Genomic DNA, 19469 nt, shown 5'->3' with positions numbered 1-19469 from the left:
CATGAAGAATTTTAATATAAACATTATGAAAAAGAACCTATTAAATATATTGTTTCTGGGAACTATTGGCCTCTTGCTTTTTCAGGCATGTCAAAATGACCCAGAATTTCCAGACCCAGGTTTTGAAATAGAAGACCAAAGAGTTGAAGTTCGTAGAGATACTGCGGATTTTTATGATATCAACATCAAAATGAATGTCCCTAATGGTGTTGAAACTATTGACATATTGGATGCCACCGACTATTCCCTATTAGATATGGTAGATGGCTACAGTGGTAAAACCAAATTTGATTTTAATTATCGTGTAGATTTAACACCATTTGAAAAAGACACTGTACTAAACTATATCATAAAAGTAGTTGATAAAGACCAACGTAGTTTTAACCAAGGTATCCGTATTGATGTTAAAGGCTTTTCTTTTCCTGAAATTAAATTGGTAGGAGGTACAAATATATCGGTTGCAGCCCCTGCGTTTGTTGTGAAGGGGATTGCTTCCGCCGGTTTAAATAATATAGAAACCATTACCATAAGTTTTGAAGGTAAAGAACAGTATCGATTTACCGGAAGCGCTAGTGACCCTGTCCACGAAAAGACAATCAAGGAATTGGTATTTCTTGGTAATTTGGAATCAGGATTGGAATACAGTATCGATATCTTCGTAGCAGATGACAAAGGACAATCCTCTTCAACTACCATCACTGTTAGAAAAAGTGAAACCATTAAAAAACCAACTAAAATCAACATGTTAGATACAGGAGTTGAAATGGTAATTAATATTGAGCTTGCCTATGATGACAATGGTAATTTAACCCAACTAGATTACAAATTTCCTAGTGGAGTTAATTACCACAGTGAATACCATTACAACGAGCTAAACATGCTGGACACACTATTATATCGTTCCTTTGCTGCAGATGGCACTTATCCTAGGGACAGTTACACATATTACAACTATATCCCTGGCACAACTCAATTATCCTCTATAGAGTCTCAAGACTTCAATTATGATAGCAGTGGTAACACAAGTGAAGGAGATATTGATTTAGAACGCAGTGAGTTTGTTTACGATGCATCCGGCAAAGTCCTATCCTTTAAACGGTCAAACACCGTAAGCAACATTTATTATAGTGATCCTTTTGACTTAGGTGAAAATATTTATGGTGAATATTGGCAATTCGAATCCTATATGTCGAGTACCAGAGATGCCTATAGACAGCATAGAGAGGACTATGACCCAGTATTGATTCCTACTTATATGGAAAGCATACCTCCATTCATTGCTCCAACCAGCACAATGCTTCCGTTATTTAATGATCTATTTTGGCACAAGTATATGATGACCAAAACTGTGGTTACAGATCCAACCAGTACCCAAGGACCAAATTTAAGACTGCCTGCTTATACCTATGAGGCAGATGCCGATGGAAACATTACAAGTATTGTAAAAACCTATACAAGTGGAGGCTATCAATGGGAAGGAAGAACAGTCACCTATTCATTCTTTTACAATTAAGCACAATACAGCAAAGATTAAAGAACAATAAATATTAAAATGAAAGTTAATTTAACAAGTGTAAAACACTTCATAAGCTTTCTAAGCATTTTTATAATTTCTGTCCAAAGCTTTGGGCAGATTTTTTTTATGCCAGAAAGTATTGCTCACAAAAAGTTAGACAATGGTTTTTCTTATTATATACTCCCTGATGATGGTGAACGCGGTAAAGTTACTGTCCATTTGGTTTCCACGGTTGGCTCTTTGGTTGAGCAGCTTGATGAAAGGGGTGTTGCTCATTTTGTAGAACACATGGTATTTAAGGGCAGTAAAAATTACCCTGGAGAAAAAACCATGCTAACCCTTGACAAAATGGGGTTACGGATAGGTAGAGATTACAACGCCAGTGTTAACAGCACTAAAACAGAATACCACATTAATTTACCTGAAGACAATTGGCCATACCTACAACAAACCTTGCTTCTAATGAAAGATTGGGTAAGCGATTTACAAATGGAAGACACGTCCTTTAAAATTGAACAAAAAGTTGTTATTGAAGAAATCAAAAAACGAAATTCTTCTGTTTCTCCTTATTTAAACGGGACAATTTTAGAAGGCCATGGGGGGTTGGGTACAGAAGCACAAATTAATGGTATTACGGCGGAACGGGTAAAAGATTTTTATGATAAATATTATACCCCTGATAAGTTTGCCTTAATTATTCAAGGGAAAGTAAACGAGAAAAAGGCGGCTAAATTTATTGATAAAATTTTTAGTGCTATTCCAATAAATGTCAATAACCCAGAAAGAAGTTATATTGATGTAACCAAACAAACAATTATTGATTCTAATTACAAATCTAGCGTAAGAAATAGCAAACATACTTTGGTAATGGCCTTTAAAACCCCTAGTTATGCTATTGATAGCCATGAAACTTTTAAAAATAATTTTAAGCACTATCTATTCTCTAAAATATTAGAAAATAGGCTTGCGACTTATCCAGACAGGAGTATTGCCGAAACAAACATAAACAAAGGAGAAATTCTTCCTGGATCTATGATGTACAATGTTAGACTTCAAGGAAGAAATACCACATCATATTCAGCAATGTTAGATAATTTTTGTAAAGTAGTAGCTGAAGCACGAACCCATGGATTTACTCAAGAAGAAATAGATTTTTTTATTAAAGAATTTATTTCAAAGATTAAAAGAGACGCCAAAGCCAACAAAGTAACTTTTAATGAGGCTGTAAACCATTTTTTAAGTGGCGATGTACCACTTAACAATGAAGAACACTATGAACTACTTATTGAATTACAGAAAAGTCTAAAACCTAGTGATTTTACTGAAATCCTAACTGCATTTACATCATATCATAAAACCATTTTATTTGATAGCACCTCAGATTTATACACCTCAGAATTTACCAAGGCATATATTTTAAATAAGCTGGAGCATATAGATACAGAGTTTACAGTACTTCCAAAGTATCAATTTGTGGAGCCTAATGGCAATTTTGTTATTAAAAGCAAATCGAATTTACCCGATATTAGTTTAGAAGCACAAATGCCTATAGCTATTAAAAAGAAAACAACACTCGGTACAGATTTATATCTTTTAGAATATAAAAACGGGATTTCTGTAGTAGTTAATAATTCGCCCACCGCGAAACCTAAAATTCGGATAGTATCCAAACATGGTTTGAACGATTTACCCAAAGAAGACCAACCTATTTTTAATGAAAGCTTGGACCTTTTTGGCAAAGCCTTCGGGGAAAATTCAGAAAAAGAAGCCTCGAGCTTTTTACGTCAATACATGTTTTCAAGTCGAACGGATATAAGTAAAGATAATTTTGAATTTGAATTAAGAAGTGCCAATCAGTCACTGAATTATGAAAACTTACTCAAGGCTTTTTATCTTGTAGTTGCCAATGAGAAAAAACCAGATACTTCAGAAGTCCTAAAAAAATTGAATTCCAATAAGCAATTAGATAGTTTAAACAATATAGTTTTCAATCAAGTTTTGGCTGACAGAATGTTTCGATACAATCAACTATTCAAACGTAGTTTTAAGGATTCCTATCTGTATGTTGGAGGAGATTTACCTGAAAACATTGACACCTTAATTTCCACCTACATTGCTACAATACCCGTTCTAGAATGGACAGAAAACCCTCCCAAAAACAGTAAAATAAATAAAGTTATTGCTGCTGAATATGTAGAAGATAGAAAAGTTAAGACCCAAACCAGAGCTAGCTTTATATTCAAAAAACAATACAGTAAGGATTATACATTTAAAGATGCCTTAATAGCCCAAGCTATTGCTGAGGATGGTTACTATCGTATTTTTGAAATTTTACGCAAAAAATACGGTTTAATTTATGCTTTAGGAGTTACTGGCAGTGGCACTAAACCAACTAAAACATCTTTGGTGAGTCTACGCTATATTGCCGATAATGATAATTTAATGAGAAATAAAGCTATAATGATCGAGGAGATTTTAACCCCAATGAATCAAGGGAACATTTCCAACGAAGGTTTAGAAATAGCCAAAGCTAAGGTAGCCACTAAATTAGACCTGTATTTTTATGACGACGAAGTTATCAGTGACACTTATTTAAAAACAGCCTTGGAATATGGTAAATTGTATACAATAAAAGCCTTGAATAACGCCATCAAAAACATTTCCGAACAAGAACTAAAAAAACAGATGATGGAAATTATCCAGGTAAATAACTTATAAGTTGTACATATTTTCAAATCTACATCACTAAAAAAGGCCTTCTGTTACAGAAGGCCTTTTTTCAAATTAATCTATAATCTAAAAAAACAAAATTATTTAATCAATAGTTTATGGGTATAAGTACCAGAATCTATTGTTACTTCAAACAAATACATCCCTTGGTTTAAGTTTAGGTCCACTCTTTCTGTTTCTATAACACCATCCTGTGCCACTTTACCTGTGATATCATAAATTGTATATGGAGCATTCAACAAGTTTGATGAAACCATTAAGTACTCCGTAGCTGGATTAGGATACACCTTAGCTACATTGGCCAACACTTTATTTACTGAAAGTGATGCAGGGTCTAATACATATAACTCTGCCCCTGTTACTGGTGTTTCCAAACCATCATCATCGCCATTAAAATAAAGCTTACCATTAAATTCCACCAAATCTTCACAATCATAATCAAGAGTAGCTTCAATTAATTCAGGAGTATTTGACCCATTTTGTATTCTAAAAATACTGAAATCTCCATCGTCATCATCTATACTAGCTCCATAATACAAATCGTCACCAACAATCGCATAAAAACGAGGGTCATAATCTTCTTCTACATTCGAACTAATCTGAGTTACTGTATTAGCACTAGGATCATACATAAAAAGCTGATCATCACTACTTGTATCAGCTACCTCACCTGTTTCCACAACACCATCATCTCCTTCAAAATACAACTTATCGTTCCAAACAAACAAAGACACAACACCATCAATACCAGCATCCATTACCACCGACACCGGGATGGTCCCGTCTGCAGTACCATCACTTTCATATAAAATATTTTCCATTCCAGCTTTAAAATAAAACTTATCTCCCATAATTATTAAAGAAGTAATATTACTACCGGCTGCACCATCATTTTGAGTGTTTGCTCCAGGCGAAACATCCTTAACTAAAGCAAACTCACTCGTTGCGGGATCGTAAGAATAAAGTTCGTATCCAATATTTTGAGAAAAATCCTCAGAGGCATTATCTAAGGACATTGTAGCCATAAAATATAACTTTCCATTGTAAGGCAAAATAGTTTTAGGTGCTACGTCTGACACTGCACCAGAAAGCACTTCTGTACCTAAAGTCGCCTCAGAATTATTAGTTACTTGACTTGCGGATGTGCCATCAAAAACCCACAAGCTTGAATCTGCCTGATTTTGATTATTTATAAAATAAATTTTACCATCCAACTCACAAAAGCTATAGAAACCAGGCACATCTCCTACAGGCTCTGCTCCTGTTCCTGAAGCATTTAATTTAAATAATTCATGACCACTTCCTGAATTAGCCGAAAAATATAACGCACCATTATATTCAAAATACCCCTCAGGTCCCCCTGACGCTCCCCCTTCTCTGGTATCCTGAATAAACATTGTGCCTTCTTCGGTGCCATCAGTTACCCAAAGTTCACTTCCATAATCTACACCTCCTGTATTTTCTCCAGAAGAATCATCTGCTTGAAAATAAAGTTTGTTATTGAATTCAAAGAAACCATTAGAACCAGGTCTTGAGTCTCCTGTTCCTGGGTTAATATCTTTTACTAGTGAAATTTGGGCAGTTGCAGCAAGGGCCAAAGAAAATGCCAAACATGAAAGTAGTTGTTTTTTCATAAATGAATTTATTTTAAAGTTAATTGGTCTTTTTATACAACACATCGGTTGCTTACCAATAAAACGCAAGAAAATACAACAAGGGTGACATTTTTTTAAGAAAAAAATAACATTTATTCCAAACAAACATCTTTATAGTGAAAATTTTAACAATATTTCTAAACCCTTAATACCCCCATATTCCCCATAAAATCAAACAGTTTCCTCAATTCAAAAACTAATTTTGAGTAACTTTTTGTTCCCAAATAAAAAATTAAAATTATTTCATAAAAAAACCTGTTGACATTTTGATTCATCTATCAAAAACACCAACAGGTTTTCACTCTATGTAAACTAATTAATAGCCGCAAAAAATAACAAGCGACCATCTATCTTTTCCAATGTTTAACTACTCCCCCACTTTAAACTCTAGGTCTACTTCCTTTGGAGGCAGACATTGGGTATCATTACAAACCATAAATTCCACCGTTCCTTTCACGGTAAAAGATTCTTTGGACTTTAACCTGATACGCTGTTTAAAATTTGCTTGATTGTCGAAATATTTGATCCGCATCTCAAAAATAGGATCATCTACTTCATGACCAGCACCTTCTTTGGTATTTCCTTTTTTTAAGTATTGTCCATTATTCTCAAATACAAACTTTGTAGGCCTTGGACCATTTTCAGGCACATCCTGCGAATATAAATGCCAATGCTCTTCAATAGTTGCTGTGGCGATTAAATCGTATTCAGTATCCGAAATTTTAACGACACTGGTAGACCATTTTACAGGATCAAAAATTTGAGCCGAAGCATTAAAACTGATACATAAAACCAGTAAGGCTAATATCTTTTTCATTTCCATGTTAATTAAGTGGTTTAAATACAATTTCGTATGATTTTGATCCCTCTAGTACATTTTGAGCAATCTTTTGAATGTCTTTTTTGGATATTTTATTTACCATATCCACAAATTTAGACAAATCTTCAGGATTCTCTTGATATCTAAAATATTTCATCACCATTCCTAGATCGTATGAATTTCTGTTTCTGGATTGTTCTTCTTCCTTGATAAAGTTATTTTTTGTTTTACTTAAATCATTGTCAAGAATTGTGCCATTTGCTATTTTGCGCAACTCGTTATTGACAATATCCACTAAATTATCAGCCATATCTGGATTACAGTCAAATTTAAAGGATACAAAAACCTGTGATTTTGGTTCTCTGGTCATATAGGCATCCGCCCTTGGACTATAAGCTCCTCCTTCCGATTCTCTAACCGTTTCGGTAACTCTCAACTGTAGAATATCTCCCAAAGCTCTTGCATACAAACTATTTTTCACATTGTATGACATATCTTTTTTATAGGCAATATTTACAGAGGCTTTTGGGTCTTCCATAGCCAGATAAACATCCTTCTGAATGTGCTCCGAAAGCCATTCAGAATCATTATCCTTGTACATTTCCTCCTTCGAGTTGTTTTTAGAATGTACACTAGCTACATATTTCTCCAACAGAGGTTTCAATTCGTCTTCTTTTACATCACCCACAATAAAGAACTCGAAGTCTGAAATATCAGCAAAACGCTCTTCATAAACAGCCTTTATTTTATCAAAGGAAATGGCATTAGCATACTCCTGATCATAAATAGGCTTTTTGGGGTCATTTTTGCCATATAACGCGACGGTAATACTATCCCGCATTTTTGCATTAATATCTTTACTTTTCCTAATCAAATAGTTATCTACATTGTTTTTTATAACCTCAAAGGCCTGTTCATCAAAACGAGGCTTCTCAAAGTACAAATAGACCATCTGCAACATTGTCTCAACATCCTTGGTATTTGAACTTCCAGAAAGACTTTCACTTATCCCCTTTAAACTAGGTTTAACATTTGCTGTTTTCCCTACTAAAACCTTCTTCAAATCAGTTGCAGAAAAGTCTCCTAATCCAGACATTTGAACTAAATTTTCTACAAAGTTAGCAGAAGGCAAATCCTCATTCTTCACTAGTGATTCCCCTCCATAACTAACAGCCCTCAAAGTCACCTGATCTTTTTGCTTATCAACAAATTTATAATGTACCGTAACCCCATTACTTAATTCAAAAGTTGTAGACCCTGTACTTTTATTAATTCTTGTAGTTTGAATGGCTCCAGGAACAATATCTGTATCAGAAATCAATGTTTCCGCAACTACATCTTCCGAATACGCTTTAATATTATTGTCATTTTCAACAGCATCGATAATGTTTTCGGCCTGTTCTTTTGTTAAATTGTCCTGTCCATCAACCCCTGTAACCGTTATAAACCTGTTCTTTTTAGAATATAAGGCCTTAATGGTCTCATGAAGTTCTTTAGCCGTGATATCTTTCAATAATACTTTTACAATTTCATACTCCTTTTCCACATCGGTTAACTCTGAGTTTACCAAAAAATTATTTTGAATTGCAGCTTCTATACTTTGATGACTCGCATCGTTTTTCTTTGCGATTCGGTTTTCATAGGAAGTTTCAATTTTAAGCTTGGTTCTTTCAATTTCCGATTCCAAATACCCATATTTCACCGCACTTTCGACAAGGGTCAATACATCCTTAAAGGCCTCCTTTTGCTGATTCGGTTTTGGATAGACACTAACACTAAATACATTTGAAGTTCTAGACATACTTCCATAACCCACACGAGCTCGTAAAAAACTTGCCTCTGGTTTTCTACCTTCTTCCGAAATTCTATCGGAAAGCATTCTTGTGGTCATAGACTCCAGTAGAGAACGCTTTAAATCCCCCACTGTATTGTCTTCTAACGATCGTTTATGTCTAATACCAAAACTTATACTTGCAGTTGAAACCTCTGGATCCATACCTAAAATGTACATTAAACTATCATTTTCTGGGATATCAACCAAAAAACGAGGTTTAGCACCGTCAACTGCTGGAATTACTGAAAAGATATTTTTTATTTTCTCTTCAATTTCATTTACATCTACATCTCCTATAATGGCAATGGCCTGTAAATCGGTTCTGTACCAATCGTGATAAAAATCCCGAAGTGCTTTATATTCAAAATTCTCCACCACATCCATAGATCCTATAGGCATTCTGTCGGCATATTTCGAATAATTGTATTTAATTGGCATGGTAGTATTAAGAATCCTCATATTACCATTTTGTCTTGTTCTCCACTCTTCCTTAATAACACCTCTTTCAGCATCGATTTCTTCATCTGTTAATAAGAGGTAATTGGACCAGTCTCTTAAAACGGTTAAGCATGTATCTACCAACCTATCTTTAGTAGGTATATTACTTAAATTATACACCGTTTCGTCAAAGCCAGTATACGCATTAATATCCTTACCAAATATGGCTCCATGCTTTTGAAGTGTATTCAAAATACCTTTTCCTGGAAAACTCTCAGTCCCGTTAAAGGCCATATGCTCTAAAAAGTGAGCCAAGCCTTTTTGATCATCATTTTCCAAAATAGACCCCACATTTTGAATGATGTAATAGCTAGCAGCATTTTTTACTACATCCGTACTTTTTATATAGTAAGTCATGCCATTTGGCAACACACCCTTTTTAATTGTACTGTCAATAGGCAAAGGATCATTATAATTAATGGATTGGGAAACTCCCTTTGTTAAAAAGGCTATAAAGAAAGCCAACGATAAAACTAATCGGTTCATGTTTATAATGTTATTATAGTATTTGTTTGGATTTATGATTTTACTTGGATTCTGGCAAAAAGATAATATCTAAGGTATCGGCCTTTTCAAAAAAGTTTTTGGCCGCTTGCTCAATATCTTCAGTTGTTACTTTATCTAAAATAGCATCAAAATACTCAGGAGCCATCATGTTTTCACCATAATTATAGTAGGCTTCTAAAGTCGACATCCAATACTTATTGGACTGTATCATAAGGGGTCTGTTTTTCTTAATATTTGAAACGACCTTTTCCAAGTCAGATAATTTCACTTCTTTTTGAACCTGCTCTAATTCTTTGTATACTAAACTATTTAAATGCTCTGCATTTTTTGGATCGCAGCTAAACGAAATATCCATATTCAATTTAGCATTAGGAATACGTAGATCTCTCGCATTAACACTAATTGTATACACCCCTCCTTCTTTCTCTCTAATGTTTTCAATAAAACGAATATTCAAAATATCTCCTAAAATGGTATGATATACAATATTTTCCCTATTGTAGTCAACTGCTTCTTGCATTTTAATGACAACGGTAGCCATTGGAGCCTCAGTAGGAACTTCTATACGATGTTTATTAAATCCTTTAGGAAAATAATCTTTTAATGGTTTCCAGTTTTCTTTTCCTTCACTAGCCGCTATAGCCCCTATATATTTTTGAACCATGGATTTTACCGTTTTAAATGGTACATCCCCTATTAAATAAAAAGTAAAATCTCCTGCATTACCGAATCTTTCCTTATAGATTTCTTCCATTCTATTGAAATCTATTTGATCTAGATAGGCCTTATTATATTCAAAATAACGGGGATCTCCATTTGCAGCCAAACGTTTATATGCATCACCGATAACTGTATTTGGGTTTTGTAAACGGCTTTCTAGACCTTTGTAATTATTGGCCATTATATTGTCAAACATCTCCTCATCGAATCTAGGTTTTTCAAAACGCATATACACCAACTGAAACATGGTTTCAATATCTTTGGATAAAGCACTTGCCGTAACAGATTCTTCATAAGTTCCTATTGACGCCTTTGACTTTGCCGAATTATTAGACATCACCTTACTATAGGTCAACGGATCCAAATCGCCAACTCCAAACCTATTAACCAAACTAACTGCCTGTAATGAAGGAATATCATTAACATCGTAAACAGATGCTCCCCCATCGCTAGCGGCATTGAGCTCAATCTGTCCCTTTTTAGTGCTGCTGAATTTATAAACCACTTTTGCCCCATTAGACAATTGCCATTCTACAGCTTTGAAACTCCTATTAAGCTTTTCGCTAATAATGTCCCCTCCTTCTGGCAATTCTTCCAGCAAGTCTATATCTTCTGTCCCCAAATCAACGTAAGGATCCAAATAGGCCGCTTCGACTTCTGACATAATAGACTGAATTCGCTCTAAAGAAGGTAATTTTAGATTCTCCTTATCAGGAGCTGTTATCATAAATACTCGATTCTTTTCAGTTAAGTACTGTTCTGCCAAGGCCGAAACTTCTTCTTTTGTAATAGTTGGAACGACGGATGTAACAAAATTGTAATTAAACTCCGAATCGGGAATGGCAAGATTATCTAAATAAGCGCTTTTAATACTCTTGGCATAAGCATCTGAACTTACTCTACCTCCCTTTTTAAAACGAGCTTCATTATTTGTCAACATTTTAGATTTCAAGCGATCTATTTCAGTTTGAGTAAACCCATGTTGAACGACACGTTGCAATTCACAATAGACAACATTTAACGCCTCTTCAACATGAGCTTCCTCCGCTTTAAAACTCATATTGAAGGCTTTATAATTTTTTTCAAAATCAGCATAAATTGTCCTTGCTTCTATAAAAGGCGCATTACCTTTCATAATTACGTCTTTATATCTCGCATTGAGCAAAACAGTAAAAAAGGCATTAACAAAGGTCTCTCTCAACTGAGCCTGAGAATTATCTTTTTTATTAAAATGCCTAATTTCCAATTCTAGCTTAATACTTCTCACCTCTTTATCGGTAGCAACTTTATAAAGTGGTTTTTCATTATCTGGAATTGTTACATAAATACGCTCTTTCGCCTTATTAATGGCTGGTATTTGGGAAAATAAATTTTTAACTTTTTCTTCTACTACATCTACATCAAAATCACCTACAATACCTATAGCTTGCAAATCCGTACGATACCAATCGTGATAAAATTCACGTAAGGATTTATGCTTAAAATTCTGAACCACTTCCATACTTCCCAAGGCATCTCGTTTAGAGTAGACACTATTATTGTATTTCACCTCCTTTAACTGTTGCCCTACTCTGTAATTGGCATTATAACGCTGTCTCCATTCTTCCTGTATCACATTACGTTCGGCATCTATTTCGTTATCGATGAGAGACAATTCATTGCACCAGTCATTCAATATTAAAAGACAAGTATCCAAATCCTTTTCATTTTCTAAAGGCATCTGGCTAATGTTATACACCGTTTCATTTGTGGATGTATAGGCGTTTATATCCTTGCCAAACTTCAACCCTTTTTTCTCCAACCAATCAATCATGCTATTTTCAGGAAAATGTGCGGTTCCATTAAAGGCCATATGCTCTAAAAAGTGCGCTAACCCATTCTGCTTATCAGTTTCTAAAACAGCACCGACATTTTGATATAAATAAAAGCTTGCTTTACCCTTTGGAGCTTCATTATGTTTAATGTAATATGTTAAACCATTGGGCAACACTCCTATCCTGAATTCTTCATCAAAAGGAACATCTTTGGACAAATCAATTACAGATTGAGCTAATACTGTCGATCCAATAAAAAATAAAAATGTGAACAATAAAAATTTACGCATGCTTATAATGTAATAAGGCAACATGTTTACAGATTAAGTAAACACATCGCCTCTTATTCTTAATAATTAATAATTGTCAAATTTAAATCTTAAAGCAAAATGTCTTCGCCTGCCTTCATTAAATCCAATTCCCCTTTAATAGCAGAAAGTCTTTTAAGATTTTCCTCTTTTCCTAATTTATAGGCTTCTTCTTTCATCTCTACTCCTCTGTCCTTATCTCCTAACACATACAATATATTGGCATAATTACTAGTGTTTTCAGCCGAATTTGGATAAATATAATAAGCGACTTCCATCCAAGACAATGCTTCTTTCTTCTCTTCTTCAGTATTTACAAAACCTACATAATCTTTTAACATTCCGTAAAGTTCCTCACTATATTTAACAGCATTTGGCCTAACCATTCTTAACGCTTCCGGATCGCCTTCTGCACGTTTCTGTAACCAACCTAAATAAAAGGTTCTAAAACTTTCCTTATCGATCGAAGACACATAGTTTGCTATATCGTCATGCACTAAAGCTTTATATTTCTCTCCTTGTCCTGTTTTTAAATAATAGTAAGTATAAATGCGTTTTCTTTGTGCATCGTCCGCTCTAAAACCTGCTTCAGCGGCTCTTTTAAATGTTAACTCTAATAAGCTTGTATCTCGCAGAACAATAGCATACTCGGTAGTAGTTGTTATCATTGACTTTGGAATACCTTGGTAGATTTCTCTAATGTCTTTTCTAACATACTTTTTCCAAGCCTTAGTTTTTATATTCTCATTAATAATACGGTCTGCCTCACCTCCAAAAACAATTTGCTTATGATGATTCGCTAACAAGTTTACCATGGCCTGACTTGAATCTGCAATTGTTTTTTGAACTTTTAGATACTGCTCTAGAATATCGGCATAATTCTTTTCCGATTTCACCTCTAGCAACTTATCCAAGTATTTAGCTAATAAAGTTTCATCTTCTTTATTTTTATTGTATAGTTCCGATAAACGCGCTATACTGTTTGGATTCTTAGCTGAGGCCATAGCGGCTTTTGCTTCATTCAAAAATGCTTCTGTAGACATGGCACTTGACGACCTGTAAACCACCTCATCATTACTATCTATGAACACATAACTCGGTAAACCTTGAATTCCATATTTTTCTTTTAGTTTAGGTCCATTTCCTTTTTCAATATTCAATTTATAAGACACAAAATGCTCGTTAAAATAAGTACCTACCTCATCTTCCATGAAAACAGTTTTGGCCATTTTTTTACATGGTGCGCACCAATCAGCGTAACCATCAACAAAAAGCACCTTGTTTTCTTTTCTCGCTTTATCAAGTGCATCCTGAAAACTTCCTTTCTCGAAATGAATACCTTGTGCAATAACAAAAAAAGGCAATAGAAGTAGTATATATAAAGTTGTTTGCTTTTTAATCATGAATAAATCTTTAGTGTTTAAATTGATGCCCCCTTTTTCATTTGTTCCAGTTCGTATTCTTTGTTTACAAACTTTTTATCCGACCTAGGCCAATTTTTAACGGCCCGCTCTTTAAGTGCAACCGCCTTCTTTTTCTTTCCATTTTTATAGTAAACTTCAGCCTTTATATCATCCGTAAAACAGTTGTCTTTTCTCAATTCATAACCGTATTCAATCCAGCTGTTTAATGTTTCATATTCCTTTTTAGAGGTCGCGCGCTGTAAATACCCTTTACTTAATTCATTTATTTCCTTGAGAATTTTTGATGCTTTTAACCCTTCTTTTGAAGCATTCAACATGCGCTCCCTTGAAGGTTTAGGATCATTATCGTATGCTCGTTTATACATTTCATAGCTTTTCTTATCTGATTCATGAATTTCAGCTATTGTTGATTGCTCGATAAGGCCATTAATATAATTTAAGGTAGTTGTTTTATAAGACTCGTCATCATTTAACATACCGTAATATATTAATTCTGCTTCCAGCAAATTATCCTCCCGAAAACGGCTTTCAGGCTGTTGTTTATAAGCTTCAATATATGCTTTCATCAACTCAGGGTCTTTATTGCGTATCGCTGTATCCATGGTACCATTAAGAATCTGGGTAGACAACCTAGGTAACATCTTAGCCTGATATTCTGACGCCTGTTGCATGTAAGTATCGTAGTTCTCGTTTAAAATCTGCTCGCCCTTACCTCCAACAATGAAATTTCTTATATTATGAAAAACATAATCTAACATCTCTGGACTTGACTCCTCCATTTCTGTTTGCACTTTTAACCAGGCATCAATTCCATCCGATGTATCCTGTCCATATTGCTCCATTTCTTTGATATACATCTTTAGAAATTGCTCATCGTTTTGTTTTTTAGGAAACATGTCCTGAAGGTTTTCCAGACTATATTTACTATTTACAGAACTTACGGCTCTATTAGCCATTTCTATAAAGGTATCTTCTGCTTTGAAGGCAGTATCTTTAAGAAGTATTTTACCATCTGCATCTAAATACAACAATGTAGGGTACCCTGTTACATTATACTGTTTAGCTACAGCTTGACCTTCCTTTTCTGCATCTAACTTTAAGTTGATAAAGTTTTTATTATAGACTTCTCCTACTGAAGCAAGCGGAAATATATCTTTGGCCATCTTTTTACATGGGCCGCACCATACAGTATAAAAATCGATAAACACTAATTTATTCTCCTTCTTAGCCTTAACTAAAGCTTCTTCTAATGTTATATGCTCAAAGTTCATACCCTGTGCCATCCCTAAAAAAGGCAATACCAACAAGCTTAAGAAAAATATACTTTTATTAATCATTATTGTCCGTTTTTTATATTCAATTAAATTGATGCTCCCTTTTTCATCTGCTCCAGTTCATACTTTTTAGCAGCAAATTTTTTATCGTCTTCCGGCCAATTAGCTAGAGCCCTTTCTTTACACTCAATGGCCTTTTTAGCCTTACCTTTTTTATAGTACATATCGGCTGTTAAGTCATCCATATAATAGGCACTAGCCTCTAAATTATAACCGTATTCAATCCAATTTTCAAGATTTTTATACTCCTTTTTAGAATCTACATACTTCAAATAAGCTTCTCCTTTTTGGTGAAGATCTTCAACTATATTTCCAGAATTAATACCGTTTTTATAAGCTTTTAACATGCTTTCTGCCTGAAGAGTATTATTCCCTTCTAAAGCCTTACTACGCTTTTCATAAATTGCTTGATCTTTTGCTTTAATCTCACTTATAGTTTTATCAGCTATTAAACTATCAACATAAGTAATAACCGCTTTCTTATAACCTTGTGAATCATTAAGCAAGCCTGAATAAGTAATTTTATACTCTAAGTAATTCCCCTTTTTCTTATATTTTTCTGGTAATTCATTGAAAGCTTCCATGAAAATTAACCACAACTCGGGGTTTTTGGTTTCAAAAGCATAGTCTCTTGTATTTTTTGCCAAACGAACTTCTTTAAATACTTCTAATTCCTCTTCTTCTTTTCTGGTTGCGATATCCATGTATTCATCGAAATTAGCCTTCAAGATTTCTGCTCCTTTAGAGTTAAGAATAATATAGTCTTTATACTTTAACAAAAACTCCATCATGTCTACATCATCCTCTTCTATTTCATTCTGTACTTTTAACCAAGCATTAATTCCTTCTGTTGGATTTTGCCCATACTCCATCATTTTAGTATAATAGATTTTTAAGAAATCTGGATCATCTTGTTTATTGATGAAAATCGTTTGAAGCTTCTCGAGACTGTACTCGCTGCTTACCGACGCTGCGACATCACGACCTAATTGAATAAAATCTTCAGGCATACGCGAACCTGATTCTTTGTAAACCACATTCCCGCTAGAATTTAAATATAAATAAGTAGGATAACTATTAACCTGATACTTTTTTGCGTCCTCTAAACCTTCCTTTTCGGCATCTAACTTAATACTCACAAATTCCTTATTGTATAATGCTCCAACCTCAGGTATTGGAAATACATTCTTCGACATAATTTTACAAGGCGCACACCAAGTCGTATAAAAATCAATAAACACTAATTTATTCTCTAACTCTGCCTTTTTTAAAGCTTCCTCTAAGGATATATGCTCAAATTCGATACCTTGTGCGAATAAATTAAAAACCCCTATAAAGAAGACAATTACAAGGGACAAAACATTTTTTTTCATATTTTTATTAAGTTTTTTTAGGATGGTCTTAAAGTAACCATATAATAATTAAACGCATTATTTGATGCCTAGAGTGACATCTATGCTTACAAAAACCTAACCATTATTTAGCTCATTTTATCAACAACCTATAAAGAAGCATCTATTTTTCAACTTATTTTTTAAGTTTTTAATCAATACTTAGCGTATTGCTAAATTCATGGGCTCCTATATCTTGGGATTCTCCTGACAATGAGGCATTTCCAAAATAATCATAATCCCCGATATTGTAGTCTAGATTGATTCCGGCATCAATAAGCGGTGAACCTGGTTCCAATTTATAATCCACCAGATTTGGATTTTCATAGGAATTTCCTTCAAACTCAATATTAGTATCAACTTCTATATCGCCGTCCAAAATATTGTTTTTAACAAAAGCAATCCCGGTCTCCCAATTACTTATTGACTTAAAAGCTAATTTATCATCCTGAATTACCGTATTATTAAAAAAGCATACATTTGAAACTTCCGCTCTCCCTTTATTAAACAAAAATAAACTTCCGCTATAGCCATTCGCATCGTTATCCGATATGTTATAGCGCACAGTGATGTTGGACATTGGTCGCGCCCCGTTGAACTGCCCCACCTGAAATCCAGCTCCATCGTTGTCATGAGAGTAATTGTACTGCATGATTCCATTCACCACACCTCCATCCAAATCGAATCCTGCAGCATCACAGCCTTGTGTTTCGATATTATAAGCCTCGCAGTATTCAATAGCCACATCTTTGGCATCCCAATACCAAATACCGCAATTACCCCCACAATGTGTATTATTGTAACCACTATCATAAACCACACAGTTGCTTATGGATGAAAATTGCACGTCTGATAATACAATACCATTCCCTGAATGACTCCACTGATTATCCCAGCCACTGATATTATAAACCGTACACCCCTGAACATAAATATGTTCATGCGAATACCCTGCTTTATTTTGATTGAAATACCCTTTGGATATGATACCGCTATCCATACAGTCAAAAATCGTACAATTAAGAATACTCACATCGGAGAAGCCTGAAGTATCGTTAACACCTTCTATTGCAATCCCGCCATAGCCTCCGCTGACATTTAAATTGGAAAATTGAAACCCTTGCAGTTTGGTAGCTTCATCCAAAGTACTATAGAGATTTACACCATTCCGAGGAAACTCTCCTTCTGGTACTTGTGGAATGACAACATCAACATCAGTAACGTTAAAACCAGACGTGTTCACAAAATCCATCCCTTCAAAAACAGCCACACCTTCTCCATAGGATGAAATCGTTATTCTATTATTGGAATCCCCTCCATCGTTAGCATCGAAAGTAATACTTTGATAGGTATGTCCGCCATCAAACAGAATTGTATATCCCGGAAGAAAATCGTCACTATTCACCTTAGCGCTAGTCTGCCAGGCTGTTTCCGGCGAAAGTCCATCATTGGAATCGTTACCGTTTGGAGAAACGTAGAAAATATTCGTATTTTCAATTGAGTAAGACTTTTCTTCGACTGTGGAGCATCCCAGCACCAAAAACAGCATGGCTAATATTCCAAATCCTTTCCCACTACACAAAAACAACTTTGATTTTGATAGTAGAAATCTGTGAATTTGAAAACGGTTTAATTTGGGGCAAATCGTATTCACTTTCGTTTAGTTATGTCTGCTTTGTCCAAACGCAACAATCCAAACACGCAAAACTGTTCTGTAGGTTAATTAAAACAGTAGTATTGTAAAGGCACAAAAGAATGGCTCTAAGCTGAAAATTCTTTTCGAATTCCTACAACTTTTCACTTCATCTCATACTCCAATAAATGACAGGAAATTGCTATTTAAAACAAATAATTCGAGCAAATATATTATTCTTTTTCAATCTAAAAACATCTGAAGAAAGACCTTACTTTTAGATTAATAATTAACAAATTATACCATACAAAATTCAAAAAATTCGTACTAAAATACTTATTAAACTTACTGAATAATTGTAACTCAATTAGATTTACAAAAACACCAAAGACTCATGAAAGCTCCGTCACTATCCTACAAAAAATAAGATTCAAAAAATATCTTTCAAACCAAAAAGAGAGAACTTTTAAACTAGATTTAGGGTGATTCCCAATTCTTATCTCAAATAAGATTTGCTGCATTCTCAATATATCCATTTAAATAACTTTGTGGCTTGTGATATTCCCTTACCAAATTAAAAGTACGCTCAATAAGAATCTTACCCGCTTGGTTAAAGGCCACATCAATTTCTGAAAAGGTAGTATTTGCAGGAATTCTTACAGCTTCTTGATCGAGGATATATCCCTCGTCAATATTCTCATCAATAATGTGTGTTGTGATTCCCGAAATTTTCACCCCCAATTCCAAGGCTTCGTGTATTGCCCTTTGCGTATTTTTAAATGAAGGCAAAAGGGAAGGATGAATATTTAATATTCTATTTTTAAAAGTATGTAGAAGAATTGACCTTATCCGATATTTATAGCCAATAAGAAATAGATAATCAACTTGCATATCGACAAGGATATTGGCGAGCCATACTTGATAGTCAGAAATGGTAGCAAACTCACTTGGCGATTTATCAATTACTTTGATATTCCTATCTAAGAAACTCTTGATGTTATCTGCATTTTGCCCAGCAGTAACCACGCAATTAATTTGATGCACACTTAAACATCCATCCACCCAAAGATCTAAACAATCTTTTGCACTACGCCCTCCTCCACTAAAGAAAATAGCCCAAGTAATTTTCTCTCCACACATAACCCAAAACCAAAAAAAATTAAGAACTCAACAATAATTCCATTATAAAAACACAATATAATAATTGTTAGAACATTTAGATTAAAATATCATAATTTAATCCCCATTAAAGTTAATTCTATTTAATGAATTAAAGAAGCTATTT

The 19469-nt window shown here is 34.3% G+C and carries 11 protein-coding genes; 2 read left to right on the top strand and 9 right to left on the bottom strand.

Annotated elements, in window-relative coordinates:
• Positions 1-25: 25 nt before the first annotated feature.
• Together BKM32_RS12275 and BKM32_RS12270 are read left to right on the top strand one after the other, a co-directional pair.
• Positions 26-1513: a hypothetical protein gene (locus BKM32_RS12275; protein ID WP_076664067.1), complete on the top strand. Its 1488-nt coding sequence runs from the start codon at positions 26-28 to the stop codon at positions 1511-1513.
• A gap of 39 nt (positions 1514-1552) precedes the next feature.
• Positions 1553-4234 carry a M16 family metallopeptidase gene (locus tag BKM32_RS12270; protein ID WP_083702184.1) on the top strand — a complete coding sequence of 894 codons (2682 nt, stop codon included), beginning with the start codon at positions 1553-1555 and terminating at the stop codon, positions 4232-4234.
• 92 nt (positions 4235-4326) lie between these two features.
• On the opposite strand, the gene BKM32_RS12265 is transcribed toward BKM32_RS12270, so the two are convergent.
• The 9 genes from BKM32_RS12265 to BKM32_RS12225 all read right to left on the bottom strand — a co-directional run bounded on the left by BKM32_RS12265 (position 4327) and on the right by BKM32_RS12225 (position 19324).
• A complete protein-coding gene (locus BKM32_RS12265; RefSeq protein WP_076664065.1) occupies positions 4327-5880 on the bottom strand; it encodes a T9SS type A sorting domain-containing protein in 1554 nt (517 codons plus the stop codon).
• Positions 5881-6268: 388 nt separating this feature from the next.
• Entirely contained in the window at positions 6269-6718 is a 450-nt protein-coding gene (locus BKM32_RS12260) for a protein-disulfide reductase DsbD domain-containing protein (protein WP_076664462.1), read from the bottom strand.
• Between the two features lie 7 nt (positions 6719-6725).
• Positions 6726-9539 (bottom strand): pitrilysin family protein, encoded by a 2814-nt coding sequence (locus BKM32_RS12255; protein WP_076664064.1) that lies wholly within the window; start codon positions 9537-9539, stop codon positions 6726-6728.
• Between the two features lie 40 nt (positions 9540-9579).
• Positions 9580-12384: a pitrilysin family protein gene (locus BKM32_RS12250; protein WP_076664460.1), complete on the bottom strand. Its 2805-nt coding sequence runs from the start codon at positions 12382-12384 to the stop codon at positions 9580-9582.
• Between the two features lie 89 nt (positions 12385-12473).
• Positions 12474-13805, bottom strand: a complete 1332-nt coding sequence (locus BKM32_RS12245) for a thioredoxin fold domain-containing protein (protein WP_076664063.1) — start codon at positions 13803-13805, stop codon at positions 12474-12476.
• Between the two features lie 17 nt (positions 13806-13822).
• A complete protein-coding gene (locus BKM32_RS12240) occupies positions 13823-15163 on the bottom strand; it encodes a thioredoxin domain-containing protein (protein ID WP_076664062.1) in 1341 nt (446 codons plus the stop codon).
• Between the two features lie 23 nt (positions 15164-15186).
• Positions 15187-16533 carry a DUF255 domain-containing protein gene (locus BKM32_RS12235; protein WP_053975853.1) on the bottom strand — a complete coding sequence of 449 codons (1347 nt, stop codon included), beginning with the start codon at positions 16531-16533 and terminating at the stop codon, positions 15187-15189.
• 169 nt (positions 16534-16702) lie between these two features.
• Complete coding sequence (locus tag BKM32_RS12230) at positions 16703-18133, bottom strand: choice-of-anchor Q domain-containing protein (RefSeq protein ID WP_123812118.1); 1431 nt, start codon at positions 18131-18133, stop codon at positions 16703-16705.
• A 552-nt stretch (positions 18134-18685) separates the two neighbouring features.
• Complete coding sequence (locus tag BKM32_RS12225) at positions 18686-19324, bottom strand: formyltransferase family protein (protein ID WP_053975855.1); 639 nt, start codon at positions 19322-19324, stop codon at positions 18686-18688.
• Between the last annotated feature and the right edge of the window lie 145 nt (positions 19325-19469).

The sequence above is a fragment of the Mangrovimonas sp. DI 80 genome (assembly GCF_001975575.1).
Classification (GTDB): Bacteria; Bacteroidota; Bacteroidia; order Flavobacteriales; family Flavobacteriaceae; genus Mangrovimonas_A; species Mangrovimonas_A xylaniphaga.
Note: the sequence above shows the minus strand (reverse complement) of the source record. Positions and strands in the feature narration are given on the sequence as shown.

Bases quoted from the DNA above. Each gene is read 5' to 3' on its own strand.
- BKM32_RS12275 (WP_076664067.1), top strand. From the start codon at position 26: ATGAAAAAGAACCTATTAAATATATTGTTTCTGGGAACTATTGGCCTC.
- BKM32_RS12270 (WP_083702184.1), top strand. From the start codon at position 1,553: ATGAAAGTTAATTTAACAAGTGTAAAACACTTCATAAGCTTTCTAAGC.
- BKM32_RS12265 (WP_076664065.1), bottom strand. From the start codon at position 5,880: ATGAAAAAACAACTACTTTCATGTTTGGCATTTTCTTTGGCCCTTGCT.
- BKM32_RS12260 (WP_076664462.1), bottom strand. From the start codon at position 6,718: ATGAAAAAGATATTAGCCTTACTGGTTTTATGTATCAGTTTTAATGCT.
- BKM32_RS12255 (WP_076664064.1), bottom strand. From the start codon at position 9,539: ATGAACCGATTAGTTTTATCGTTGGCTTTCTTTATAGCCTTTTTAACA.
- BKM32_RS12250 (WP_076664460.1), bottom strand. From the start codon at position 12,384: ATGCGTAAATTTTTATTGTTCACATTTTTATTTTTTATTGGATCGACA.
- BKM32_RS12245 (WP_076664063.1), bottom strand. From the start codon at position 13,805: ATGATTAAAAAGCAAACAACTTTATATATACTACTTCTATTGCCTTTT.
- BKM32_RS12240 (WP_076664062.1), bottom strand. From the start codon at position 15,163: ATGATTAATAAAAGTATATTTTTCTTAAGCTTGTTGGTATTGCCTTTT.
- BKM32_RS12235 (WP_053975853.1), bottom strand. From the start codon at position 16,533: ATGAAAAAAAATGTTTTGTCCCTTGTAATTGTCTTCTTTATAGGGGTT.
- BKM32_RS12225 (WP_053975855.1), bottom strand. From the start codon at position 19,324: ATGTGTGGAGAGAAAATTACTTGGGCTATTTTCTTTAGTGGAGGAGGG.